The organism is Ruminococcus gauvreauii, from assembly GCF_025151995.1.
GTDB classification, from domain to species: domain Bacteria; phylum Bacillota; class Clostridia; order Lachnospirales; family Lachnospiraceae; genus Ruminococcus_G; species Ruminococcus_G gauvreauii.
This window is the reverse complement of sequence record NZ_CP102290.1, coordinates 1,106,700-1,132,619: the sequence shown is the minus strand read 5'-3', so window position 1 is coordinate 1,132,619 and position 25,920 is coordinate 1,106,700. Positions and strand designations below refer to the sequence as shown.

23 protein-coding genes are annotated in these 25,920 nt (G+C 48.8%); all 23 read left to right on the top strand.

Annotated elements, in window-relative coordinates; genetic code table 11:
* Positions 1–890 precede the first annotated feature (890 nt).
* The 23 genes from NQ502_RS05525 (at position 891) to NQ502_RS05415 (ending at position 25,904) form a co-directional block, all read left to right on the top strand.
* Positions 891–1,883 (top strand): sugar ABC transporter substrate-binding protein, encoded by a 993-nt coding sequence (locus NQ502_RS05525; RefSeq protein WP_049898459.1) that lies wholly within the window; start codon positions 891–893, stop codon positions 1,881–1,883.
* A gap of 48 nt (positions 1,884–1,931) precedes the next feature.
* Complete coding sequence (locus NQ502_RS05520; protein ID WP_028530093.1) at positions 1,932–3,437, top strand: sugar ABC transporter ATP-binding protein; 1,506 nt, start codon at positions 1,932–1,934, stop codon at positions 3,435–3,437.
* The gene (locus tag NQ502_RS05515) at positions 3,437–4,384 is read left to right on the top strand and encodes an ABC transporter permease (RefSeq protein ID WP_028530094.1); all 948 of its coding nucleotides are present in this window, start codon (positions 3,437–3,439) and stop codon (positions 4,382–4,384) included. The genes NQ502_RS05520 and NQ502_RS05515 overlap by 1 nt, the downstream gene beginning before the upstream one ends.
* A 23-nt stretch (positions 4,385–4,407) precedes the next feature.
* Positions 4,408–5,631: a uroporphyrinogen decarboxylase family protein gene (locus NQ502_RS05510; protein WP_028530095.1), complete on the top strand. Its 1,224-nt coding sequence runs from the start codon at positions 4,408–4,410 to the stop codon at positions 5,629–5,631.
* Between the two features lie 160 nt (positions 5,632–5,791).
* Positions 5,792–6,751, top strand: a complete 960-nt coding sequence (locus NQ502_RS05505) for an AraC family transcriptional regulator (protein WP_028530096.1) — start codon at positions 5,792–5,794, stop codon at positions 6,749–6,751.
* Positions 6,752–7,217: 466 nt separating this feature from the next.
* Positions 7,218–8,279 carry a substrate-binding domain-containing protein gene (locus NQ502_RS05500; protein ID WP_028530097.1) on the top strand — a complete coding sequence of 354 codons (1,062 nt, stop codon included), beginning with the start codon at positions 7,218–7,220 and terminating at the stop codon, positions 8,277–8,279.
* 86 nt (positions 8,280–8,365) lie between these two features.
* Complete coding sequence (locus NQ502_RS05495; protein ID WP_260046658.1) at positions 8,366–9,880, top strand: sugar ABC transporter ATP-binding protein; 1,515 nt, start codon at positions 8,366–8,368, stop codon at positions 9,878–9,880.
* Positions 9,881–9,894: 14 nt separating this feature from the next.
* On the top strand, positions 9,895–10,875 hold the full coding sequence (locus NQ502_RS05490) for an ABC transporter permease (protein ID WP_260046564.1): 981 nt from the start codon (positions 9,895–9,897) through the stop codon (positions 10,873–10,875).
* Positions 10,876–11,171: 296 nt separating this feature from the next.
* Complete coding sequence (locus NQ502_RS05485) at positions 11,172–12,389, top strand: uroporphyrinogen decarboxylase family protein (protein WP_028529074.1); 1,218 nt, start codon at positions 11,172–11,174, stop codon at positions 12,387–12,389.
* A 303-nt stretch (positions 12,390–12,692) separates the two neighbouring features.
* Positions 12,693–13,445 (top strand): sulfite exporter TauE/SafE family protein, encoded by a 753-nt coding sequence (locus tag NQ502_RS05480; protein ID WP_028529075.1) that lies wholly within the window; start codon positions 12,693–12,695, stop codon positions 13,443–13,445.
* 293 nt (positions 13,446–13,738) lie between these two features.
* The gene (locus NQ502_RS05475) at positions 13,739–14,050 is read left to right on the top strand and encodes a hypothetical protein (protein ID WP_028529076.1); all 312 of its coding nucleotides are present in this window, start codon (positions 13,739–13,741) and stop codon (positions 14,048–14,050) included.
* Positions 14,051–14,082: 32 nt separating this feature from the next.
* A complete protein-coding gene (locus NQ502_RS05470; protein WP_028529077.1) occupies positions 14,083–16,104 on the top strand; it encodes a V-type ATP synthase subunit I in 2,022 nt (673 codons plus the stop codon).
* Positions 16,101–16,571 (top strand): V-type ATP synthase subunit K, encoded by a 471-nt coding sequence (locus tag NQ502_RS05465; RefSeq protein ID WP_028529078.1) that lies wholly within the window; start codon positions 16,101–16,103, stop codon positions 16,569–16,571. The genes NQ502_RS05470 and NQ502_RS05465 overlap by 4 nt, the downstream gene beginning before the upstream one ends.
* A 26-nt stretch (positions 16,572–16,597) precedes the next feature.
* The gene (locus NQ502_RS05460) at positions 16,598–17,191 is read left to right on the top strand and encodes a V-type ATP synthase subunit E (protein ID WP_028529079.1); all 594 of its coding nucleotides are present in this window, start codon (positions 16,598–16,600) and stop codon (positions 17,189–17,191) included.
* A gap of 28 nt (positions 17,192–17,219) precedes the next feature.
* Entirely contained in the window at positions 17,220–18,191 is a 972-nt protein-coding gene (locus NQ502_RS05455; protein ID WP_028529080.1) for a V0D/AC39 family V-type ATPase subunit, read from the top strand.
* Positions 18,184–18,519 (top strand): V-type ATP synthase subunit F, encoded by a 336-nt coding sequence (locus NQ502_RS05450; protein ID WP_028529081.1) that lies wholly within the window; start codon positions 18,184–18,186, stop codon positions 18,517–18,519. Before NQ502_RS05455 ends, NQ502_RS05450 begins: the two co-directional genes overlap by 8 nt.
* Positions 18,520–18,539: 20 nt before the next feature.
* Entirely contained in the window at positions 18,540–20,306 is a 1,767-nt protein-coding gene (locus NQ502_RS05445) for a V-type ATP synthase subunit A (RefSeq protein ID WP_028529082.1), read from the top strand.
* Positions 20,306–21,682 carry a V-type ATP synthase subunit B gene (locus NQ502_RS05440; protein ID WP_028529083.1) on the top strand — a complete coding sequence of 459 codons (1,377 nt, stop codon included), beginning with the start codon at positions 20,306–20,308 and terminating at the stop codon, positions 21,680–21,682. The genes NQ502_RS05445 and NQ502_RS05440 overlap by 1 nt, the downstream gene beginning before the upstream one ends.
* A 44-nt stretch (positions 21,683–21,726) precedes the next feature.
* Entirely contained in the window at positions 21,727–22,389 is a 663-nt protein-coding gene (locus tag NQ502_RS05435) for a V-type ATP synthase subunit D (protein WP_028529084.1), read from the top strand.
* 142 nt (positions 22,390–22,531) lie between these two features.
* On the top strand, positions 22,532–23,665 hold the full coding sequence (locus tag NQ502_RS05430) for a 1-propanol dehydrogenase PduQ (RefSeq protein ID WP_044983338.1): 1,134 nt from the start codon (positions 22,532–22,534) through the stop codon (positions 23,663–23,665).
* Between the two features lie 21 nt (positions 23,666–23,686).
* Positions 23,687–24,034 carry a BMC domain-containing protein gene (locus tag NQ502_RS05425; protein WP_028529086.1) on the top strand — a complete coding sequence of 116 codons (348 nt, stop codon included), beginning with the start codon at positions 23,687–23,689 and terminating at the stop codon, positions 24,032–24,034.
* On the top strand, positions 24,031–24,471 hold the full coding sequence (locus tag NQ502_RS05420; RefSeq protein WP_028529087.1) for a EutP/PduV family microcompartment system protein: 441 nt from the start codon (positions 24,031–24,033) through the stop codon (positions 24,469–24,471). Before NQ502_RS05425 ends, NQ502_RS05420 begins: the two co-directional genes overlap by 4 nt.
* A gap of 5 nt (positions 24,472–24,476) precedes the next feature.
* A complete protein-coding gene (locus tag NQ502_RS05415) occupies positions 24,477–25,904 on the top strand; it encodes an ethanolamine ammonia-lyase reactivating factor EutA (protein ID WP_028529088.1) in 1,428 nt (475 codons plus the stop codon).
* Positions 25,905–25,920 lie beyond the last annotated feature (16 nt).

Here is a 25,920-nt window from a genome sequence, read left to right as displayed (position 1 = left end):
AAAGGAGTAAGGAGGGTACGGAGGATTCTTACTTGGCGGCTTAGCGGGAGGCACTACGCAAATGGGAACTAATTTGATCTCATTTACAATTGATGCATATCTTGATCTGGTTGACACTGCAGCTTATGCAATTATGCGTTATAGCTTTCACGCCCGGCATGCGCAGCGAATGACTGATTATATGTATGATATGTATTTGTAAGAGGGGATAAGGTTTGACTTTTACTTATTTCAGAAATTATATTTTAGTGATTGCTGTGTTATTGTTGCTGGAGTATCTTTTTCAAAAGGTGCATATATTTTGGCGCCCGACCTATTATCGAAACAGAAAAAAGCCGCCGCGCTACTGGGGACCATTTTCGTTTGGCGAATTTGTCACCTGGCTGTTTCGCAATATAGCGGCGCCTACTGTGGGACTCATTTATATGTTGATCTATAGCGCTGGAGAAAGAACCAGGCTGAGTGAGTTTATTGTTAACATATTACTGGTTTGCACTTACCTTGTTATCCCCTGGTTCATAGAAACCTGGCTGGATGGTTAAGGATTTACGAAGGATGTGTACGGAATAGGAAGGATATTTCAAATCGATTGAGTGGATTTGGGAATATGCCGCGAAGCACCGGAGTACTATGAATAGACTGGGATTACAGCAAAATAAATAAGAGTGTAAGATATGCCGCATTATGTTTTTTCGTAATGCGGCATATTTTCACGGAGAAATACTCTGTGAATTAATATATATCGACAAATATTTTAGAAAATTCTCCTATTGTGCTTGTATAGTCTTGATATGTGCTAGTAACGGATATCTGAAATGAGATACACTTTAATTACCGTAAGGAAACGGACGTAACGAAAAGAATGATCGACAAAAAGGAGGAAAGTAACAATGAAGAAACTGGCAGTGATTTTACTGAGTGCAGCAATGGTGTTAGCAATGGCAGGATGTCAGGGGAATACCGAAAAAGAGACAAAAGAGCAGACAGACTCCGGCAAAGTATCAGAGGAGGGTGCGGAAAGTGCATCAGACGACAACAGCAAAGAATCCAGAAGGTATGCACTTTTTCTGGCAAGTGTGCCGAATGAGACGACCACATCAATCAGGGATCAGGCGATAGAGACTGCGAAAGGGATGGGGATCTCAGTGGAAGTCTTTATCGGAAACGATGAGCAGGCAACGCAGGTGGCACAGATTGAGACTTGTATTACAGAAGGATACGACGGACTGATGATTGAACCGATCAGCAGTGACGGCTGTCTGTCCGTTATGAAATCAGCGAAAGAGGCAGGGATTGCGATGGTTACGGTTATGCAGGACTGTTCGGACCCAAGCCTTGTAAGTGCACATATCGGCGCTGACCACGAGGGCGCGGCTGCTCTGCAGATGAAAGAAGTCTGCGAAGCGCTGGGCGGTAAAGGCAAGATTGCAATCATTGACGGAGTCATGGGATCTACGGGACAGATTCAGCTGACGGCCGGATATGAATCCGTACTGAAGGACTATCCTGAGATCGAGGTGGTTGAGGAGCAGAGCGGAAACTGGATGATCGATGAGGCTATGGATATCACAGAGACGTGGCTGCAGAAGTATGATGATCTGGATGCCATCCTCGGACAGAGCGATCAGATGGCACTCGGCGCGCTTCAGGCATGTAAGGATGCGGGCGTCACGATCAATATTTCCGGGCGTGATGCACAGACAGCCGCTCTCAAAGAGGTGGAAGCCGGAAATATGTTCGGAACGGTAAGCCAGAGTGCCTATCAGATGGGGGACATGGCTGTGAAGGTTATCACTGACGTGCTGGATGGCAAGAGCGTGGATGACAAATATTTCACAGAAAATGCATTTGTCACCAAAGACAACGCGGCAGAGTACATGTAAGACAGTGCACTGAATAAATGCGAACAGGGAAGGTGAGAAGGTGTCAGTATGTCAGAGTATGTATTGGAGATGACAGATATCGAGAAAAGTTTTCCGGGCGTTCAAGTTTTGAAGGGCGTCAGCCTCCGGGTAAAACCGGGGGAGGTCCACGCCCTGATGGGGGAAAACGGAGCGGGGAAATCGACGCTGATGAAAATCCTGATGGGGATTTACACTGCGGATGCGGGAACCGTGCTGATAGACGGAAAGAAGGAAATTATCAGGGGACCCAAAAGTGCGATGGAGCATGGAATTTCCATGATCCACCAGGAACTTAATCCGGTGCTTGATATGCAGGTTTATGAAAATGTTTACATGGGACGGGAATTAAAACAAGGTCCCGGACTGGTGGATAAGAAGAGAGAACAAAAAGAGACACAGAAATTATTGGAATCGCTTGGGATTCCGATCTCTGCGACCCGGATGATGCGGGAATTAAGTGTCGCACAGTGTCAGCTGATTGAGATTGTAAAAGCAATTTCTATCAATGCCAGGCTGGTGATCATGGATGAACCGACATCGGCGATCACAGATAAAGAAATCACCACGCTGTTTGAACAGATTGACAGACTGAAGAAAAATAATGTGGCCATTATTTATATCTCACATAAGATGGACGAGATCTTTCAGATCTGTGACCACATCACCGTGCTGCGGGACGGTGAGTATATTGGTGATGATGAGGCGGCTAATCTGGATCAGGAAAAACTCATCCGTATGATGGTGGGGAGAGAGATCAGTGATGTCTATCCCAAGAGTCAGGTGCCGATCGGCAGACTGGTCTTCGAGGTAAAGAATCTGAATTATAGAAATAAAGTGAAGAATGCCGGCTTCCAGCTGCACGCAGGAGAAATTCTTGGAATTGCGGGACTTGTAGGGGCGGGCAGGAGTGAGCTGGCAGAAACCGTCTTTGGCATGCGCAGGAAGGACAGCGGAGAGATCTGTAAAGAAGGAAAAGAACTACATATCACACACCCTCGTCATGCAATTAAGAATAAGATTGCATTGATCACAGAAGACAGAAAATTTACCGGTTTGAATCTGATGGGCTCAGTAAAAGAAAATATTACGCTGGCTTCCCTCGCCGATACTCTCTCCAAAGGCGGACTGATTCTCAAAGGAAAAGAGGCAAGGCAGGCAGATCAGTACATCGAAAAGCTTAAAATAAAGACTCCCGGCAGAGATACGCTGACAGGAGACCTGAGCGGCGGAAATCAGCAGAAAGTGGTAGTGGCAAAGTGGCTGCTGACAGAACCTGATATTATCATTCTGGATGAGCCCACGAGGGGCATTGATGTTGGGGCAAAGCGTGACATCTATCTGCTGATCGGAGAGCTGGTTAAGCAGGGAAAAGCGGTGGTTGTGATTTCATCTGAGATTCCCGAGATTATGGGACTCTGCGACAGGGTCATCGTGATGGCGGCAGGAAAGATAACGGGTGAAGTTATGAGAAAAGACTTTACACAGGAGCTGATCATGACATATGCTGCAAAATTTGGGGAGGATGGACAGTGATGAAGAAAATACAGAAAAACAATATATTAAGGAACTATGGCCTGATTATCATTTTTCTCGCCGTGGTGGTAATTCTGGCAATCGCAGCACCAACGTTCAGGAAGCCTATGAACCTGCTGAACGTCGTCAAACAGGCGTCTGTGAACGGCATTCTGGCGTTTGGAATGATGATCGTAGTGATCACGGCGGGGATTGATCTGTCGATGGGATCGATCGTAGGATTTTCCGGAGTCTGTGCGGCGCTGTTTGCGCATCCGGGAGAGTATCCGCTGATTGTTTCTGTGCTGATTGCACTGCTGGCAGGGGCTGTATTTGGGATGACCAACGGCGTTGGCGTGGCTTACGGGGGACTGCCTCCATTTATCATCACTCTGGGAACGATGAGTATCGCCCGTGGACTGGCACTGGTTTTTAGCGGCGGAATACCGGTTATCAACCTGTCGGAGACGTTTACTAACATGTCATCCGGTTCCCTGGCGGGGATTCCCTATCTGTCATTTTACTTCATTGGGACGGCGCTGGTTTTTGCCTTTATACTGAATAAAACGGTATTTGGGCGTCACGTCTATATGATCGGAGGAAATAGTGTTGCGGCCAGGGTTTCCGGTATCAATGTAAAGGCGCACTTGCTGCTGGTCTATGTTATTTCGGGCCTCTGTTCCGGACTTGCCGGACTTCTGATGGCGTCCAGGACGAACCAGGGGTCCCCGACAATGGGTGTGACTTATGAGATGGATGCGGTGACCGCGGTTGTGATCGGCGGCGTCTCCATGTCAGGCGGTGCTGGAAAATGGTATGGGGTTGTGATCGGGGCCCTGCTGATTGCAGTTATTGAAAATGCATTGACGATTTTCGGTGTCGATCCGAACTGGAAGCAGGTTGTGAAAGGTGCGATCATCATCGGTGCCGTACTGCTGGATGTTAAGAGTAAAGGATCGAAAGAATAAAGAGAAAAAGCGGAGGAAAGGAAATGACAGCAAAAGAAAGAGAGTACAAAACCCTGTGTTTTTCCAATGAGGGACTGGACAGGGGGGCAAAAGAGGAGACAATGGAGCCGTGGGATCTGACGGTGGCAGGCTGGGAAGCGTCCGGCCTGAAGTCGGATTTTACAAAAAAGATGAAGACGCCTCCGGTACCGACGGAGATTGGATTTCTGCCGAGGGATCGTGAAATTGAGCCGTATGAACACTATTATATGACAGTGCTGGCAGACGAGGTGTTTGAACTGGAGAAAGAGATCGGCTATGATCCGCTGGTGCGCATGGCATTTCGTATTCCGTTTCTGAGTTATGAGGAGAAAGTGCTGGAAGAAGACGATGAGACCTTTGTGAGGAGAGACGTTGACGGGTGGCAGAGAAGATATTACAAACATAAAACTGTGGAGACTTCGCTGGATGCCATACCGGTGAAACCGATTGTATGGGATGAGGAATCATGGGAAAAACACAAGGCACATACGCTGGAGGCTTATCGGAAATACTGTACCGATGAAAACATGGAAAAGATGTACGGAAAATACAGAAAAATCAGTGAGAGCGGAGAATACCCGATACGGTTTCGCCTGATGGGATTCTTCTGGATTCTTCGGGACCTGATGGACAATGAGCCGATGCTGTATGCGTGGTATGATTATCCGGAGATGATCCGGGACATTCACCGCTTCCAGCTGGATATCTATAAAGAACAGATGGATAAAATCCTGAAGATCGTAAAACCGGGCGTGCTGTTCTTTGAGGAGGACCTGAGCGGAAAAACCGGGCCGATGATATCGCCGGATACATTTGATGAATTCCTGCGCCCGTGTTATGAGGAAATCATACCGTTCCTGAAGGAGCGGGGAGTCGGACACGTAATCGTGGATACGGACGGTGATTTTACAAAATTGATTCCAAATTTCATGGAGTCTGGTGTGGAAGGTTTTTTACCGATTGATGTCAATGCAGGTGTCGACATTGTAAAGGTGAGAGAGCAGTATCCGTCGCTGAAACTGATCGGCGGGTTTAATAAGCTGGAACTGCTGAAGGGACCGGAGGCGATCGACCGGGAATTCAAACGTCTGGAACCGGTAATCCGCCAGGGCGGGTATCTGTGCGGAATCGATCATCAGGCGGCTCCAGATACGCCGTGGGAGTATTATCAGTATTATGTAAAACGGCTGGGCGAGGTAATGGCGGAGTGCCGGGGAGAAAAATAAAATCACGACTCATTTGCGTATTGTGCTTGCATCGGGTCATATTGTGCTAATGGAAGATCATAATTCCGTGTTAACCTTGCAGTATGTAAGGATTTTTGGGATAATCATATATAGAAGATTTTCATCATTAGTATTATTTTTATCGCGGGAGGCAGCGGCAATGACACAAAAAGCACAGATTTCGGGAAAAAGCCAGTATCCATATAAAAAATTCAAAGTATATGATTCTACTCCGATTTCGGTCGAGATGTGGAATGATCAAAAATCTGTAGAAATGCACTGCCACCGGTTCTACGAGTTTACGCTGATCACAAAAGGTTCCTGTATTCACAATTACCGCGGCGTACAGGTGCCCCTGATTCCGGGGGACATCTTTATGATCGAGCCTAACCAGCCGCATGGGTATGAGATTCAGGCACAGGTGAGCATCATCAACTGTCTCTTTTATCCGGAACAGTTAAGCTATGAGAACAATCAGATGCTGCAGAGCACCCGGATGGGAGAGAAGAGTGAGGACATTAAGAGACAGTGGGAGGAGCTGCTTCAGTATGTCAGCCTTGAGGACACTGGTACAGAGAGTAATGTTCGTCAGGCGAACCTGAATGCCCAGGGAATCATTCACCTGAACAGTACGGAACTCAGCTATGTAGAGTCATTGCTGCGGGAGATGGTCAGGGAACAGGAGAATAAGGAAATCAACCTGGAATATGCAAAATCAGCCTATCTGCAGCTGATTCTGGTTACGCTCAGCCGTGTGCAGATCAGGAGGGCGGAGAAAATCAATCACCATTCTAATCAGAAGAAAGATATGATTTTTGATGCACTGGTGTATATCGAAGAACATCTGGATGAAAAAATTGATTTTTCCAGTCTGGCTGAACAGAGTTTCATGAGTCCCAGTTATTTTCGGTCAATTTTTAAAGATGTCACGGGCCTGACGCCTGTGGATTATCTGAACCGGATGCGCATCGTGAAGTCACTGGAGTATCTGGAACTGGATAAATCGACGATCGCCGATGCAGCTGCCAGAGTTGGTATTTTTGATTCCAATTACTATTCCAGGATGTTTAAGAAAGTGATGGGATATTCACCGAAATATTTTAAGAGTATCCGTGATTAAATATGTGGGAAATGGAGACGCCGTAAAACGAGATGTTTTGCGGCGCTATTTTTTTGCTCTATCAGATAAAAAAATAATACGATTGTTATAAACATGCGTGCACGTTTACATGATAAAGAACAGGAGAAGCTGTTGCGTTTTGTGCTTGTATCGTCTCATATTGTGCTCATAGAAAGTGAGAATTCTGTGCTATACTCAATTTAGAAAACAACGAAATGTACAAAAACAACAAAAATAATTAATATTAATTGTGAAAAACGCACAATATTCGTGGGATTTTTGCAAAGAATTACTAAAACATACATTTTGGGAAAATGTACTTATTTGTTGTTAATAGAGCGCTGGATTAAGTGCTAATAGTAATAGGAAATCACCTCTGACCAAGAGGACGGGGGATTTTATAAAAACGGAATCAAAAGATTCCAGAAACTATTAAAAAGGTGAAACAAAGGGAGGCATTTAAAAAATGAAGAAGAGAGTATTAGCTGGTATTATGGCAGGGTGTCTGATCATTGGTACATTGACAGCATGCGGTCAGGGCAGCACAGACACGGAAAAATCAGACGATTCCGCATCGGCGGCGACAACAGAAGAGGCGGGAGACGCATCCGAAGACGAAGCATCTGCAGAAGATCTGAGAGTAACCATGATATTATCCGACCGTGATGAGTGGCTGAGTGAGATGGAATCCGGAGCACTTGCCGCGGCGGAGGAGATAGGAATTGACCTGGTTACTCAGGATGCTCAGAAGGATACGAGTAAAATGCTGCAGTTTATTGAGACAGCGAAAAACGACGGTCAGAAAGCAGTTATCGTTAATATGGTAGACCCGGAGACAGGTCAGGAATGTATTGATGCAGCCGGTGATATGAAGGTTGTGTTTGTAAACAGATATCCTACGGACCTGAGTCTCCTGAATGAAAATGCCGTTTACGTCGGTTCTGATGAGAATCAGGCAGGTGATCTCCAGGCAGAATATCTGTCAGAGTACTTTGAAGAAAAAGGGCAGACGGATATCAAATACATTCTGCTGAGCGGAAATTATGGTCTGACTGCGACAACACTCAGAACAGACTCTGCATTAAACGGATTAAAAGACAGAGGAATCAACGCGACAGAGGCAACTGCTCCTCTCGTTGCAGATTATAATCGTGCAGAGGCACAGGATATGATAACACCTGTTCTGGACACAACAGAGTTTGACTGTATTATTGCCAATAATGATGCGATGGCATTAGGCGCTGTTGAGGCTATGATCGATGTAGGACAGGATCCTGCAAGCGTTCCGATCGTGGGAATTGATGCATCTACAGACGGGCGTAAATCTATTGCAGAAGGTCAGATGGCTATGAGTGCATTCCAGAATGCGATCGGTCAGGGAAAAACTGCCGTACTGGCAGCAAAGAACCTGCTGGAAGGAAAGGCTGCCAACGAAGGAAGCGAATACAGCGTAGATGCTGAAAATGAATTCATTATCTGGGTTCCGTTTGAGCGCGTTGACAAGACAAACGTAGCTGACTACGACTGATTTTGCTTAACAGCCAACTATAAACATTGGTGACAGATGCCGGTCTTCGACCGGCATCTGTCGATATAAGACTAGGACTGAGGTGAATGGGTTTGAGTGAAGAATATGTTCTGGAGATGCATGATATCGTAAAAGAATTCCCTGGAGTTCGCGCATTGAAGGGCGTTCAGTTAAAAGTACGCCCCGGAACCGTACATACGCTGATGGGCGAGAACGGTGCCGGAAAATCCACATTGATGAAATGCCTGATCGGCATCCAGCCGGTAACATCAGGAAAGATTATCTATAAAGGAAAAGAAGTCAGTTATAAATCCACACAGGAAGCACTGGATGCGGGGATTTCGATGATCCATCAGGAGCTCTCCCCGGTATATGAACGCTCCGTGTGTGACAACGTATGGCTGGGAAGGGAACCGAAGAAAGGGATCCTGACCGACCACAAGAAGATGTATGACGACTGCGTGGAACTGTTTCAGCGCATGGGGCTGGACATAGACCCGCATGAGAAGATGAAAGACCTGACCGTCGCAAAAATGCAGATGGTCGAGATTGTAAAGGCGGTGTCCTATGATTCGTCGATCGTAATCATGGATGAGCCGACCTCCGCCCTGACGGAGTCAGAGGTTGAGGACCTGTTTAAGATTATTGCAGATTTGAAAGAAAAAGGCGTAGCCATTGTTTATATTTCGCATAAGATGGACGAGATCTTCCGGATCAGTGATGACATCACGGTATACCGGGACGGCGAGTACATCGCGACGGACCGCGCGGAGAACCTGACGCAGGACAAGCTGATCCAGCTGATGGTAGGGCGCGAGATCACGGATATGTTCCCGAAGACGGAATGCCCGATCGGGGAAGTGGTGCTGAAGGTGGAGGACCTGTGCGCAGGGCGGCTGGTGCAGCACGTGTCGTTTGAGCTGAGGAAGGGAGAGATCCTGGGATTCGCAGGGCTTGTGGGAGCAGGCCGGACGGAGACGATGGAGACGATCTTCGGGATGCGGCACAAGACGTCCGGGAAGATCATCAAGGACGGGAAAGAGCTGGAGATCAAAAGCCCGAAGGATGCGATCGAGAACCACATCAGCCTGCTGACGGAAGACCGGCGCGGGAACGGGATCGTGGGGCTGTTGAGCGTGCGTGAGAACATGGTGATGGCAAACCTGAACCTGAAGGCGTACGGGATGCCGCTGAATGCGAAGAAGATGCGTGAGGACGCGCAGACGTACATAGATAAGATCCGGGTGAAGACCCCGACAATGGAAACCCCTATCCAGAACCTGTCCGGAGGGAACCAGCAGAAGGTGCTGGTCGGAAGATGGCTGCTGACCAACCCGGACGTGCTGATCGTGGACGAGCCGACGCGAGGAATCGACGTCGGGGCGAAGTCCGAGATCCATGCCCTGCTGTCGGAACTGGCAGGCCAGGGGAAAGCGATCATCGTGGTATCATCGGAGATGCCGGAAGTCATGGGAGTGGCGGACCGCATGGTGGTGATGCACGAAGGGCATGTGAGCGGAATCCTGGACCGTTCGGAATTCTCACAGGAATTGATCATGAAATATGCGACTTCCCATGAAGTGGAAGCCAAAGCGAATTAGAAGGGGGCAACCAAATGAACGCGAAAACAAAGAAACGCTTATCTGATAATATGATCTGGATCGTGCTGATCGTCCTGGTCATCCTTGTAAGTATCATCAACCCGAAATTCTTAACGATCGCCAACCTGCGGACCCTGCTGACGGGCGAGTCCATCAAGGGAATCATGGCCTTCGGTGTGGCATTTGCGATCCTGACGCGGGGGATTGACCTGTCGATCGGTGCATCCGCGGCGCTGATCGCGTGTGTGACCGGTGCACTGGTACAGCCGGTGGACCTGGCGACAAAGGCGCTGGCAAACTTCGGCGTGCAGGTACCGGCGATTGTGGCAATCCTGCTCGGCATGGTGATGGGTATCGCCATCGGGGCGATCCAGGGTGCGCTGATCGCATACACGAAGATGCCGGCATTCATCGCGACACTGGGCGGCCAGCTGATCTGCCGTGCGGCAGCGAAGATCTTCACGACGCGCCCGGTATCGAACCTGTCAGACGGCTACCGCTGGCTGGGAAGCGGCAAGATTGGCCCGATCCCGATCATCATCGTGGTATTTTTGATTGTCTTCGGAATCGCAGCCTTTATCCTGGGGCAGACCCGTTTCGGAAAGAGCTTATATGCGATCGGAGGAAATGACCAGGCAGCGCGTGTGGCTGGTATCAACGTAGAGAGAAACCTGGTGCTGACATACGTATGGTGCGGCGCCTGTGCAGCCCTCGGCGGAATCCTGCTGGCAGGACGTGCGGGATCTGCGGACCCTGCAAACTCCGGTTTGAACTACGAGCTGGATGCGATCGCGGCGGCAACCGTCGGCGGGACATCGCATACGGGAGGTATCTGCCGCGTGACAGGAGTCCTCTGCGGTATCCTGATCCTGGGTGTCATCAACAACGGCCTGGTACTGATCGGCGTGAATGATAACTTCAGTAATATCATCAAGGGCCTGATCATCGTCGGAGCCGTAGCGATGGATATGAGAAAGAACGCAAGAAAAGCATAATAATTAAAGAGCTGAAGGGCCTTGTGATAAAAATAAAATCACAGGGTCTTTCCTGCACAATAAGGATAAAAAAATATTTGCGTATTGTGCTAGTATCGTGTTGTATTGTGCTCACATGGTATATGAAAATCATGCTATACTCAGTATAGAAACAAAGAAGAAATGCAGAAAACAAGGACTTTCAGAAGAATTGACAAAATAAAAAAACTGTACAGATTTTTTTGAAAGTATTATTTTGCAGTGACTATGTTTTGTGCTTGAAAAAATAAAAACAGTAATTGAAAGGAGAAATAACAATGAATGCATGGGAGAGAGAAGTTGCAACGTTAAGTTTTTCAAATGAAGGTCTGGACCGCGGGTGTATCGAGGAGAGTATGTATCCATGGGACAAAACAGTGGCCAACTGGGCAGAGCAGGGGTATGATACAGGTTTCCTTAAGCAGGTACATTTCGCGACACTGCCGACCGATAACCTGTACGCCTATAACGAGCCGTATGAGCCATGGCAGGATTATTACAATACCATGATGGCAGAACCGGTATTCCGTCATGAGACAGGACTCGGCTGGGACCCGGTGATCCGGATCGCATTCCGTATCCCGTTCATTTCCTACGAGGAAGAGATCAGGGAAGAGACCGATGAGTATGTGATCAAAAGGGACCGTGACGGCTGGATTCGGAAATACCCGAAGGACGGAAGCCTTGTGACCCCGGTAAAACCGGTGGTGACCTGCATGGAAGACTGGCTGGAGTACAAGGCACATATCCAGGAACAGATCAGGATCCATCTCACACCGGAGAACATGGAGAAGGCATACGGACGGTTCCGTGAGGGCTGCAAAAACAAAGACTTCGTCGTAAGATTGCGTGTCAGCGGATTCTTCTGGACACCACGGTTCCTGATGGGAAATGAAGAACAGCTGTATGCTTACTACGATGAGCCGGAAGTGCTGCAGGACATCTGCCGCTTTGTGACGGATGTATACAAAGAGCATCTGGACGGCATCCTGAAGATCGTGACACCGAGCCTGGTGTTCTTTGAGGAGGACTTAAGTGGAAAGACAGGGCCGATGATCTCCCCGGATATCTTCGAAGAGTTTATGACACCGTACTATAAGGAGATCATCCCGTTCCTGAGAGAACGCGGCGTACAGAACGTGATCATGGACACAGACGGCGACTTTACGATCATGATTCCGAAGATCCTGGAATGCGGGCTGGACGGGGTACTCCCGGTCGATGTAAATGCGGGTGTGGATATCGTAAAAGTCAGGGAAGAGTTCCCGACACTGAAATTCATTGGCGGATTCAACAAGCTGTGCATCATCGAGGGGGAAGAGGCCATTGAGGCGGAACTGGACCGTCTGCGCCCGGTGATCAAACAGGGCGGCTGCATCGTGTGTACCGATCATCAGGCGGCACCGCACACACCGCTGGAGAACTACAGGTATTACAGCCGCAGGCTGAAGGAAGTGGTTGCCGAGCTGCGCAATGAAAGTGTAGAGATAGGATAAAACTTTCGATTTTCTGCACAATTTGATCAAATGTCAGGAAAGCGCTTGCACATACTAAAATGCAGGGGTAAACTTAATACAGAACAAGCAGGAAAGATGCCGTGAAGACATAGTGCTGCGCGGCATCTTTTTTATTACTAGGAAATTCCTCCGGAACCTCCTATGTAATAAAATGCACTTCGTGCATAGATGCACAGCTCGCGGAAAGGAAACTACTGCTTTGCAGTCCGCTCGCGCGCGGAGATTGCGCGAGAGCGCAATCTTTTTTATTTGAACGGAAAATGCAAACTGGGGGAAACAAGTATGAAAATGACGTTAGAACTGGGAATCCTGATTTTTGTTGCGCAGTTTATCGGTTATATCATTAAAGGGCTTGTCGGGTTTGGCAATCCACTGATAGCAAATCCTGTCATGGCGATGAGAATTGACAATAAGTTTATCACTCCGGGAGTGCTTCCGGTAGATACCTGTGTCAATATATATATGTCAGTGAAAAACAGAAAATCTTTTCTGCCGAGACTCGCATTGCCGATCGCCGTCTGTATCATGATCGGCGTCGTTCCGGGCATTCTGTTTTTGAAAGTTGGGTCTCCGTGGATCATAAAGGCCCTGCTCGGTGTGCTGATCATCGGACTGGGTGTGGAGATGCTGACAAGAAAGCGGGATCAGGAGATAACCACAAAAAACAACCCTGTTATCATGGGACTGATCTCTGTGATCTCCGGATTTCTCTCCGGTCTGTTCGGCATCAATATGCTGTTTTTGGCATATCTGGAACGCCGGGTGGCTAACAGGCAGCAATTCAGGGCCAATGTATGTTTTATCTTTGTGTTTGAAAATGTATTTCGCCTGATCATGTATGCGATAAACGGCATGTTCAGTATGTTCACGGTGGGAATCACACTGCTCTCCATACCGGCGGCAGTCTTTGGAATAATGATCGGAAGCAGGATCGATCTGCGCCTGAATGAGAAGACGGCGAATCGCCTGATCAATGCGGTGTTTATTTTAGGGGGTGTCAGCATCCTGGTAAAAGCACTGATATTTAAAGCATAATATATTTTATAAAATTCTATAAAAAATGCATGGAACTGTTAAACGGATCCATGCATTTTTTGTTCTGTTATGGGCAGTATTTACATAAAGTGGATGTTGCAGAGACATTATCATTTGATAAAACTATAACGTACAAATTTGCGGATAAGATTTCATAAATAGGTTATGATAAATACTGGAATTCTGGTATAATATTCAGTAAATTTGAAAAAAAAGAAAAAAAAGCTCGCTAATTGATTGACAAACTTTTAACATTCAGGTATATTTATGTAATAGTAAGAAGGGTGGTGACGGTGTTGCTAGAAGATACGATTAAAGCTGTAAAAGAAGCGGAGACAAAGTCCGGCGAAGTGGTAAAGGAAGCGGAGGAAAAGGCGCAGTCCATGATTCAAAATGCAAAAGAAGATGCGGCGCGAATGGTTGCAGAGCGAGTGGAACAGGCCAGAGAGGAAGCGTCCAGGCGCCTTGCAGCGGAACAGGAGTATGGGAAGACGCTGGAGGAACAGTCCCTGCAGGAAGCTGGTAAGATGATCGCAGAATTAAAAGAGACTGCATCCCAAAAAGAATCAGAAGCCGTCCGGATGCTGATTTCTGAGGTGATCTGAAAAAATTTAAAAAAGTAAGGAGGGATGCGGGTATGGCAGTATTGAAAATGCAGCGGATTTCAATCTGTGCCCTCAAAAAGCACAGGAAGGCAGTGCTGGAACGGCTGCAGTCACTCGGAGCTGTTGAAGTGGATATCCGTCTGGAAGACGACAGCGGGCTGTTCAGGATGGATACTTCCGGTTCCAGAAGTGGTTTCCTGAAATATGCACAGACTGCAGAACGCGGACTTGAAGTACTGCAGAAATATCTGCCTGAGAGTCAGTCGATGTTTTCCAGCCTGGCAGGAAAGCCCCTGATTGAGCAGACGCAGTATGAAGAGATCGTAGAACAGCGTGATAAATATATCGCTGTAGCGAGAAAACTGATAGATCTGGATAAAGGGATTGCGGAACACATAGCAGGGATACAGAAGCTGGATACACAGATAGAAGGACTGACTCCCTGGCTGCCGCTTGGAATTCCGATGAGTTACAGGGGAACGCAGCAGACCGATATTCTGATCGGAACACTTCCGCAGGTGATGACTCTGGAAGAATTGTATACTGTGTTTGCGCAGCATGCACCGGAGGTAGAAGCGATCGACTTTGAAATCATTTCTACGGACAAAGATTTTACGTATCTGGCGGTCATGTGTATTAAGGCAGACAGAATGCGGGTCGAGACGGCGCTTCGATCAATTGGATTTGCATATCCTTCACAGCTTCCGAGGAAAAAGCCGGAAGCGATCAGGGAAAAACTCGAGGAAGAGAAACAGGTACTCGAGATGGAGATACAGGAATTAAAGCAGAAGATGACAGCCTGTCAGGATGAAAGGCAGAACCTGAAGTTCACAGCCGACTATTTCCGGATGCGTGCCGATAAATATGAGGTGCTGGGAAAGCTGCCGCAGACAGAAAATGTGTTCTTCATCAGCGGCTATGTTCCACAGGAAAAAGCACAGGCGGTTGCAGATGATCTGGTACAGAATTTTGAGGCGATGGCTGAACTGGAGGAGGTCTCGGAGAAAGAAGAGCCGCCGGTTCTTCTTAAAAATAATAAATTCGCACAGTCAGCGGAAGGCGTGCTTGCTTCGTTCGGCCTGCCGGGTAAAGGAGAGATGGATCCGACGATGGTGATGTCGATATTTTATGTCTTTCTGTTCGGACTGATGCTTTCGGATGCGGCGTACGGTCTGATCGTGATGATCGCCTGCGGAGCCATGCTGGTAAAATTCCCCCGGATGGGTGAGAGCCTGAAAAAGTCTGTACAGTTATTTTTCTGGTGCGGTGTTTCCACGTTATTCTGGGGAATCATGTTCGGCGGATACTTCGGAGATCTGATCACGGTGGTGTCTGGAACGTTTTTTGGACGCGAAGTGACGATACCGGCGCTTTGGTTTGTGCCGCTGAATGATCCGATGAAGCTACTGGTGTATTCCATGCTGTTTGGCCTGATTCATCTCTTTACAGGACTGGGCATGAAAGGATATATGTGTCTGAGAGACCGGAAGTACATGGATTTCTTCTGCGATGTTGTTCTCTGGTTCTGCCTGCTGGTGGGACTGGTACTGATGCTGCTTCCGACGGAAATGTTTGCTTCGATTTCCAAGATGACATTTCATTTTCCGGCAGCGGTGATTACGCTGAGCAAGGTGCTGGCTCTCGGCGGAGCACTGGGAATCCTGCTGATGTCGGGACGCTCTTCGAAGAATTTCGGTGTCCGCATTGCCCTGGGAGCCTATGATCTTTACAATATTACAGGCTGGCTCAGTGACATATTATCCTATTCACGACTGCTGGCACTGGGACTCGCGACAGGGGTCATGGCTTCTGTGTTTAATCAGATGGGCAGCATGGCGGGCGGAGGAATCCTGGGTGCGATTCTGTTTATTCTGGTTTTTATCGTCGGACATACGTTTAATATCGGAATCAACCTGCTGGGAGCATATGTGCATACCTGTCGTCTGCAGTATGTGGAATTTTTCGGAAAGTTTTATGAAGGCGGGGGAAGAGCATTCAACCCCTTTAAAAAGAATACAAAATATGTAGATATTAAGGAGGAAAAAATTCTATGAGTGGTATTGTTTGGGCATTAGCGGGAGCAGCAATTGCAGTGATTCTTGCGGGCATGGGTTCCGCATACGGTGTCGGCGTAGCAGGTCAGGCTGCCGCGGGAGTGGTGACTGAGGATCCGGATAAATTTGCCAAGGTACTGATTCTTCAGCTGCTGCCGGGTACACAGGGTATTTATGGTCTTCTGGTAGCTTTCCTGACATTATCCAAGGTGGGTGTGCTGGGAGGAAATCTGGCAGATATCAGCGTGTCTACCGGTCTTTTGATCTTTGCAGCCTGCCTGCCGATCGGCATCGTAGGTTTGATTTCGGCAAGAAATCAGGGAAGAACTGCGGTAGCATCAATCGGCATCATCGCAAAGAAACCGGAACAGTTTGGTAAAGCGATTCTGTTCCCTGCGATGGTGGAGACATATGCGATCCTTGCTCTGCTGGTTTCCATACTTGCAATCTTTGGAATCCCCGTATAAACCGGTAGAAAAAGGAGAGCTGATAGATGACTGGATTGGATAAGATTATCAAGCAGATCGCGGAAGAAGCCAGCAGCGTAGCTCAGCAGAAAATCAAAGCAGCTGAAGTGGAAGCAAAAAATATCACAGATGCGGCGAGGGAAGAAGCAGAGAAACAGGCAGCGGCTGTTCTGAACAAATCAGACGCCGACTGTAAAAACTACAGGGAGCGTGTGAAGTCCCGTGCAGACTTTCAGAAACGAACGGAAATTCTCAAGGCAAAACAGGCGCTCATCTCAGATGTGATCGAAAAGGCATATCAGGAGATGGTGAATGCAGATGACACATCATATTTCGAATATATCGAAAAGATGCTGGAAGAATTCATCCGTCCGGAGGAGGGTATCATCTGCTTTTCAAAGAAAGATCTCGCCAGGCTGCCGTTTGGATTCAAGGCGAAGGTAAAAATGATTGCCGCTAAAAAAAGCGGTTCCCTGAAAGTTTCTGATGAAGCGGGGAACATCGAGGGCGGTTTCCTCCTGATCTATGGAGGAATAGAAGAAAACTGTACGTTTAGGGCACTGTTTGATACGAAACAGGAACAGCTTGTAGACCGCGTTCACGAATTTTTATTTTCCTGACGCGCCTTAAAACCGAGGAGGGTTATACATGTCTGATATTGATTACACCTACGCGGTCGCGCGGATCCGTGCCCTGGAAGTTTCGCTGTTCTCTGCTGCAACGCTGGAACAGCTGATAGCCTGCGATTCGTTTGAAGGCTGTATCGCTTTTCTGCAGGAACGGGGGTGGGGTGACCCTCAGGGAGAGGCGGACGCGGATGCAATATTGAAACGGGAACGGGAGAAAACCTGGGAGACAATTCGGGGGATGGTCTCAGATATGAAGCCATTTGATGTATTATCTTACCAGAATCTGTTCCATAATCTGAAGGCGGCCATAAAAGAGGTCTGCACAGAAGAGATTAATCAAAATATATTTTATGAAGAGTGCCCGATCGGGCGTGAAGATATGCTGCGAATCGTACGGGAAAAAGACTTTTCGAGTCTTCCTGATTTTATGCAGGAACCGGCAAAGGAGGCATATGAAACACTGCTTCATTCGAGGGATGGACAGCTGTGCGACGCGATTTTGGACCAGGCGGCGCTGAGCGCCATTTACCAGGCGGGACAGCAGTCAAAAGACAGGATCGTAAAAGACTATGCGGAGTCTCTGGTAGCCGTCACTGATATAAAAATTGCAGTGCGGGCACAGCGGACGAAAAAATCTCTGGAATTTATGAAGCGATCCATGGCAGAGTGTGAAAGTCTGAATATCGAGGCGCTCTGCAAGGCGGCGCTTCAGAGCTTTGAAGCGATCTGTGAATATCTGATTTCAGCAGGATTCAGAGAGGCGGCTGAGGCACTCGGTGAGTCCTCATCAGCATTTGAATGCTGGTGTGACAACCGCCTGATCGAAACGATCCGGCCTCAGAAATATCAGCCGTTTTCCGTAGGACCGCTGATCGCTTATATTCTGGCAAGGGAGAATGAAATAAAAACGGTGCGAATTATTCTGACCGGCAAGCTCAATGACTTTCCGGAGCAGTCAATCCGGGAAAGGCTAAGGGAAATGTATGTTTAGAATTGCAGTTATGGGTGCATACGACAGCATCTTCGGGTTCGCGACACTCGGTCTTGAGACATTTCCGGTATCCACCCGGGAAGAAGGAGAAAAAATACTGAAGCAGCTGGCTTCAGGAGGAAAATATGGCGTGATTTATATCACAGAGGCGATGGCCGCCGAGCTTGAAGGACTCATTGAGAAATACAAAGAAAATCTGCTTCCGGCCATCATCCTGATACCCGGCGTGTCGGGAAATACAGGAGCCGGCATCAAAGGGGTAAAAAAATCCGTAGAACAGGCAGTTGGTTCGGATATTCTGTTCGGGGATGATGAGAATAATGGATAGAAAGGCGGGTGGCAGTGCACATGAGCAGAGGCACAATTAAGAAAGTAGCAGGACCTCTGGTCATCGCGGAAGGGATGCGGGATGCCAACATGTTTGATGTTGTGCGTGTCAGCAATCAGCGACTGATCGGAGAGATTATTGAAATACACGGAGACCAGGCATCCATTCAGGTATATGAGGAGACTTCAGGCCTGGGCCCCGGGGAACCTGTAGAGTCTATGGAGGTTCCGCTGTCCGTGGAGCTTGGACCTGGACTGATCTCCAGCATTTATGACGGTATTCAGAGACCTCTGGATGCTATCATGAAAGTATCCGGCAACAACCTGAAGCGCGGCGTAGAAGTTCCCTCACTGAAACGGGACAAAAAATGGAAGTTTGTGCCGGCCGTCAGGGCAGGTGATACTGTGCAGGAGGGTGATGTCATCGGTACTGTACAGGAAACCGTGGTAGTATGTCAGAAGATCATGGTGCCGTTTGGAATGAAAGGTACCATCAAAGAAATCCGCGAAGGAGAGTTCACCGTAGAAGAGACCGTGGCTGTACTTACTACTGCAGATGGTGATAAGAATCTGAAGATGATGCAGGAGTGGCCGGTAAGGCGCGGGCGTCCCTACCAGAAAAAACTTCCGCCGACAATGCCGCTTGTGACAGGGCAGCGTGTCGTTGATACATTTTTCCCGATTGCCAAGGGCGGAGTGGCAGCAGTACCGGGACCTTTTGGAAGCGGTAAGACGGTAATACAGCATCAGCTCGCAAAATGGGCCGAGGCAGATATCGTTGTCTACATCGGATGCGGTGAGCGCGGCAATGAGATGACGGACGTTTTGAATGAATTTCCGGAGCTGAAGGATCCCAAGACCGGCGAGTCTTTGATGGAGCGTACAGTTCTGATCGCAAATACGTCCGACATGCCGGTTGCGGCACGTGAGGCATCCATTTATACGGGAATTACAATCGCGGAATATTTCCGGGACATGGGGTATTCCGTCGCGCTGATGGCGGATTCCACATCGCGTTGGGCGGAGGCTCTCCGTGAGATGTCGGGCCGTCTGGAAGAGATGCCGGGTGAAGAAGGATATCCGGCCTATCTGGGAAGCCGTCTGGCGCAGTTTTATGAACGGGCGGGCCAGGTGATATCGCTCGGAACGGAAGGTCGGGAAGGCGCGCTGTCCGTGATCGGGGCGGTATCTCCTCCTGGAGGTGATATTTCGGAGCCGGTATCCCAGGCGACGCTGCGTATCGTGAAGGTGTTCTGGGGACTGGATTCATCACTCGCATATAAACGCCATTTCCCTGCTATCAACTGGCTGACGAGTTATTCCCTCTATCTGGACAGTCTGGGACCGTGGTTTGACGCCAATGTGGCGGATGACTGGATTTCAGACCGGCAGAAACTGATGAGCCTTCTGCAGGATGAGGCGGAGCTGGAAGAAATCGTAAAGATGGTCGGTATGGATGCGCTTTCTGCTTCTGACCGGCTTAAGATGGAGGCGGCGAGGTCCATCCGTGAGGACTTCCTGCATCAGAATTCATTCCATGAGATCGACACATATACATCTCTGGAAAAACAGCTTTTGATGATGAGGCTTGTCATCGGCTATTATGAGAAATCCAGAGAGGCGCTGGAACAGGGTGCTTCCATTCAGGGACTGATCAGGATGGCAGTCCGTGAGAAAATCGGACGTTATAAGTATACGAACGAAGCGGATATAGAGAAAGAATACCAATTGGTCAGTGAAGAATTGACGAAAGAGATCGCCAAACTGATCGGGAAGGAGGACGACTGATGCCAAAAGAATATAGGACGATTCAGGAAGTCGCCGGTCCTTTGATGCTGGTTCGGGGAGTGGAACATGTATCATATGATGAACTGGGTGAAATAGAGCTTGCCAGCGGTGAAATACGCCGCTGCAAGGTTCTGGAAATTAACGGAAGCGATGCGCTGGTACAGCTGTTTGAGAGTTCTACCGGTATCAATCTCTCCAACAGTAAAGTGCGTTTCCTCGGTAAGAGTATGGAGCTCGGGGTATCTGAGGATATGCTGGGAAGGGTCTTCGACGGACTGGGCAGACCGATCGATGACGGTCCTCAGATATTGCCGGATGCCAGAATGGATATCAACGGACTGCCGATGAACCCGGCAGCAAGGACTTATCCTGAGGAATTCATTCAGACGGGACTCTCGGCAATTGACGGGCTGAATACACTGGTAAGAGGCCAGAAGCTGCCGATCTTCTCCGCCTCCGGTCTTCCGCATGCCAATCTGGCTGCTCAGATCGCAAGGCAGGCGAAAGTGCGCGGAACAGATGAACCGTTTGCCGTTGTATTTGCAGCGATGGGCATCACTTTCGAGGAATCCAATTTCTTTATCGAGAGTTTTAAAGAGACGGGAGCGATTGACCGTACCGTGCTGTTTGTGAACCTGGCAAATGATCCGGCAGTCGAACGTATCGCGACGCCGCGAATGGCTCTGACTGCTGCAGAATATCTGGCGTTTGAGAAGAATATGCATGTCCTTGTCATACTGACGGACATCACAAACTATGCGGATGCACTTCGTGAAGTATCCGCGGCTCGAAAAGAAGTCCCCGGACGCCGCGGCTATCCCGGATATATGTATACTGACCTGGCTTCGCTGTATGAGAGAGCCGGACGTCAGCATGGTAAGAACGGAAGTATCACGATGATTCCGATCCTGACCATGCCGGAGGATGATAAAACTCATCCGATCCCCGACCTTACAGGATATATTACAGAAGGTCAGATTATCTTAAGCCGTGAACTTTACCGGAAAGGTGTCACGCCTCCGATCGATGTGCTGCCGTCTCTGTCACGTCTGAAAGACAAGGGAATCGGTGACGGAAAGACGAGAGCCGACCATTCCAACACGATGAATCAGCTGTTTGCAGCGTATGCCCGCGGCAAAGAAGCGAAAGAGCTAATGGTAATCCTTGGAGAGGCTGCGCTGTCCGATATCGACCTGATCTACGCGAAATTTGCGGATGCGTTTGAGAAAGAGTACGTCTCCCAGGGATATACGGCAAACCGCGATATCGAAGAGACACTGGCGATCGGCTGGAAGCTGTTGTCCATTCTGCCGAGGAGTGAACTGAAACGTATCGATGATAAATTTCTCGATCAGTACTATGAGGAACAGGAGTAACGCAAAAAGCACCCTTTGGGTGTATCGGAAAGGGGTGATGGCAGTTGGCACAGGCACAGGTAAATCCGACCCGAATGGAGCTGACCAGACTGAAGAAAAAACTGGTCACGGCGACAAGAGGACACAAGCTGCTGAAAGATAAACGCGATGAGCTCATGCGGCAGTTCATGGACCTGGTCAGGGAAAATATGCAGCTGAGGCAGCGTGTGGAACAGGGTATTCTGTCGGCAAATCAGAATTTTGTCATCGCAAAGGCGGGTATGACTGAGGAAGCGATGCATACTGCGCTGATGGCACCGAAGCAGGAAGTCTACCTGGAACCGGATGAAAAGAATATTATGAGTGTGGATATTCCCGTCTTTGACTACAGGACCAGAACGCCGGACGACAATGATATCTACTCTTATGGATTTGCGTTTACCTCCAGTGATCTGGACGATGCGGTCAGATCTCTGGCGGATATTCTGCCAGAGATGATCAAGCTTGCGGAATGTGAGAAATCCTGCCAGCTGATGGCAGCGGAGATCGAGAAGACGAGGCGCCGGGTAAATGCGCTGGAGCACGTGATTATTCCGGAGACCCAGAAGAATATTAAATATATCACGATGAAGCTGGATGAGAATGAACGCAGCACACAGATCCGCCTGATGAAGGTAAAGGATATGATGCTGGAAGAGGCACATCACTATAAAGAAAAGATGCAGTGACGCGCACATAAAAAAGAGTTTCGACAGAGAGGCTCTTTTTTTGTGCGCTTTTTTGGACGATGAAGCATAAAAACCGCATAAAATCAAAAGAAAAAGACATACTATTCCCATGTTTTATTATGAAAGGAAGCGGGGAAATGGCATGGAGCAGTTTAGTCTGAAAACAGAAATCATCATTGGCGGTGCCGATTTAAAAGAACTGTTAAAAGACATACAGAGGGTATTTATCGTGACAGACGGCTTTATGGCTGAAAGCGGAAAAATATCTTATGTCACGAAACAACTGGAAGACGCCGGAATCACGTATGGGGTATTCTCCGAAGTGCGCGCAGACCCGGATATTGCCACGGTGGCAAAGGGAATGGAGCAGATGGAGACGCTGGAGCCTCAGGCTGTGATTGCATTTGGCGGCGGTTCACCCATAGATGCGGCAAAGGCAATGGTATTCTTTGCACAGAAACAAAAGACGGAAACCGAGTGCAGATTTATTGCGATACCGACGACGAGCGGAACAGGCTCAGAGGTTAGCCGGTTTGCAGTAATCAGTGACCCTCTGAAAGAGGCTAAATATCCTCTGACCGATGATGCGCTGCGGGCGGACATAGCGGTTCTCGATGCGTCGCTGACTTTAAGTGTTCCTCCGGGTGTGACAGCCGATACGGGGATTGATGTGCTGACGCATGCGATGGAAGCCTTTGTGTCTGAGACGGCAAACGATTTTACGGATGCTGCAGCTGAAAAAGCGATTCGCATGGTGCATGAAAATCTGCTGGAAGTATTTTTACATCCGGATAACCGGTATGCACGTCAGAAAATGCATAATGCATCATGTCTGGCAGGCATCGCATTCAGCAGCGGGGGCCTCGGGATCAATCACAGCATGGCCCATACCCTGGGTGCACATTTTCATCTGCCGCATGGAAAAGTCAACGGGATACTGATGCCGTATGTGATCTCCTATAATTCCGGTTACCGGGAGGGACTAAACAAGGCAGCCGGGCGGTATGCGCTGATCGCACGAATGATGGGAGTCGAGAACAGCGACTGCAGGCAGAGTGTTTTTAATCTGATACGTCTGATCCGGCAGTACAGAAAACAACTGAATATTCCGAATACGATTGCCGAGGCAGGGGTAACACCGGATGAATTCGAAGAAAGCCTGAGAGAAATGGCGCAGGCGGCCTGTGCAGACGGCTGCACGAAGACTAATCCGAGAAAGTGTACGGCAGATGATCTGGTCGGTATTTTCCGAAATGCCTACGATGGCAGGCTCTGATAAAGAAGGGATGATGAATCTATGACAGAACAGGAGAAAACCCGTATTGTTCAGGAGTTTGTGCCGGGAAAGCAGGTGACGCTGGCACATATCATTGCCCATCCGGTTAATACGCTGTACTCCAAACTGGGTATGACAGATGCGCCGGGAGCAATTGGCATATTTACGATTACACCGAGTGAAGCGGCCATTATTGCTGCGGATGTTGCCAGTAAAGCGGCCGGTATATCCATCGGGTTTATCGACCGGTTTAACGGATCGCTGGTGATCAGCGGCGATGTGTCGGGTGTAGAAGCTGCACTTGGAGGCGTTCTGGATGTTCTGTGCGGATCGATGGGATTTGCATCCGTTCCGGTGACGCGGTCATGAAAAAAGTCATTTTAATCGGAAAGTCCGGATCAGGCAAGACGTCACTGTGTCAGCGCCTGAGCAGACAGGATATGAAATACTGTAAAACGCAGAGCGTACAGCTCATCAATGAGACATTCCTGGATACTCCGGGAGAATATCTGGAACGGCCGCGGATGCGCGGGGCACTCAGCGTAACTGCCGCGGATGCACAGCTGATACTTTTCGTACAGGAAGCGGCAGCAGAGGACTGCATGTTTCCGCCGGGGTATGCATCTTCTTTTCCCAAACCCTGTGTCGGAGTTGTCTCAAAAGCGGATATGGCCGATGAGAAACAGACGGAGAGGGCAAAAAGTCTTCTGAAGATGGCAGGGGCCGGCGAAATCTTTGTTACCAGTGCGAGGGAAGGCCGGGGCCTTAGCGAGCTGGCTGCGTATCTGGAGGACACGAAGAGGTGAGTGTTGTGAGAGAATCGATATACAGTGTGGGAATTGATGTAGGGACTTCGACGACTCAGCTGATCTTCTGCAGGCTGACGATGGCGAATCAGGCGAGCAGTTATGTAGTACCGCGTATCGGCATTGTAGAAAAAGAAGTGATTTATAAAAGCAGGATTTATTTTACGCCGCTCCTGACACAGTCAGACATCGATGCCGAGAAGCTCAAAGAGATCGTGCGTGCGGAATATCAGGCTGCAGGTATGACGCCGGCAGATTTAAAGACCGGAGCTGTTATCATCACGGGTGAGACAGCCAGGAAGAAAAATGCGGATGATGTGCTGGCGGCTCTCAGCGATATGGCAGGTGATTTCGTGGTGGCTGCGGCGGGTCCGGATCTTGAATCGGTGCTTTCCGCCAAGGGTGCCGGTGCAGATCAGATATCGGAAGAAAAACGCATCACGGCAGTCAATATTGATATTGGCGGAGGCACCAGCAACATTGCACTGTTTGAGAAGGGAAGTCTGCGCGGGACCTCCTGTCTGGATATCGGAGGACGTCTGATCAGGGTGACGGAGGGCATTGTCGACTATGTCTATCCCAAGACCAGGGCGCTGGCAAAGACACACGGCATTGATGTGCGGGAGGGAGAATCCGCAGATGTACGGAAGCTGTCAAGGATCTGTGATCTCATGGCGGATCAGCTGGCAATGGCAGTGCATCTGAAAGAGCCGGATGACATTCACCGGCAGATGTATACGAATGCCGGTAAGGAAATGACGCGTTCTCCCAGGGTTCAGGCACTTGTGTTTTCGGGAGGGGTGGCTGAGTGTATTCGCGAGGCAGACGGTGCGGATGTGTTCAGATTCGGCGATATCGGCGTATTGCTGGCAGAGGCGATCAGCCGTAATGCTGTCCTGGGGAGTATCCCGTGGTATCCGGCCAGGGAAACAATACGGGCGACAGTAGTGGGAGCAGGCTCTCACACGACGGAAGTGAGCGGAAGTACGATATCCTATGTTTCTGACTGCCTTCCGATGAAAAACATTCCGGTGCTTCGGGTAGAGCAGCAGGATGAACAGAATCTGGAAACTTTCCGGAGTTCCATCTGTGCACAGCTGCCGATGTACTGTGAAAATGGAGAGTCGGGTCCGGCGGCAGTTTCATTTTCCGGAAACTTTCATACGGATTTTGCGAAAATTCAGGAGCTGGCAGCAACACTGGCTGATGTATTAAGAGACAAGATGAAGACGCATCCCCTGATCCTGGTGATGGAAAATGATATCGCGAAAGTTCTTGGGAACGCACTGAATGTAATGCTGGAAAACAGCAGGAAAGTTTTATGTATCGACGGAATCCACGCCGCAAGCGGAGATTACCTCGATATAGGAGAACCTGCAGCGGGGGGAAGAGTCGTCCCCGTGGTGATCAAAACATTAATATTTAATTCCTGAATGACAGGAAAGGAGA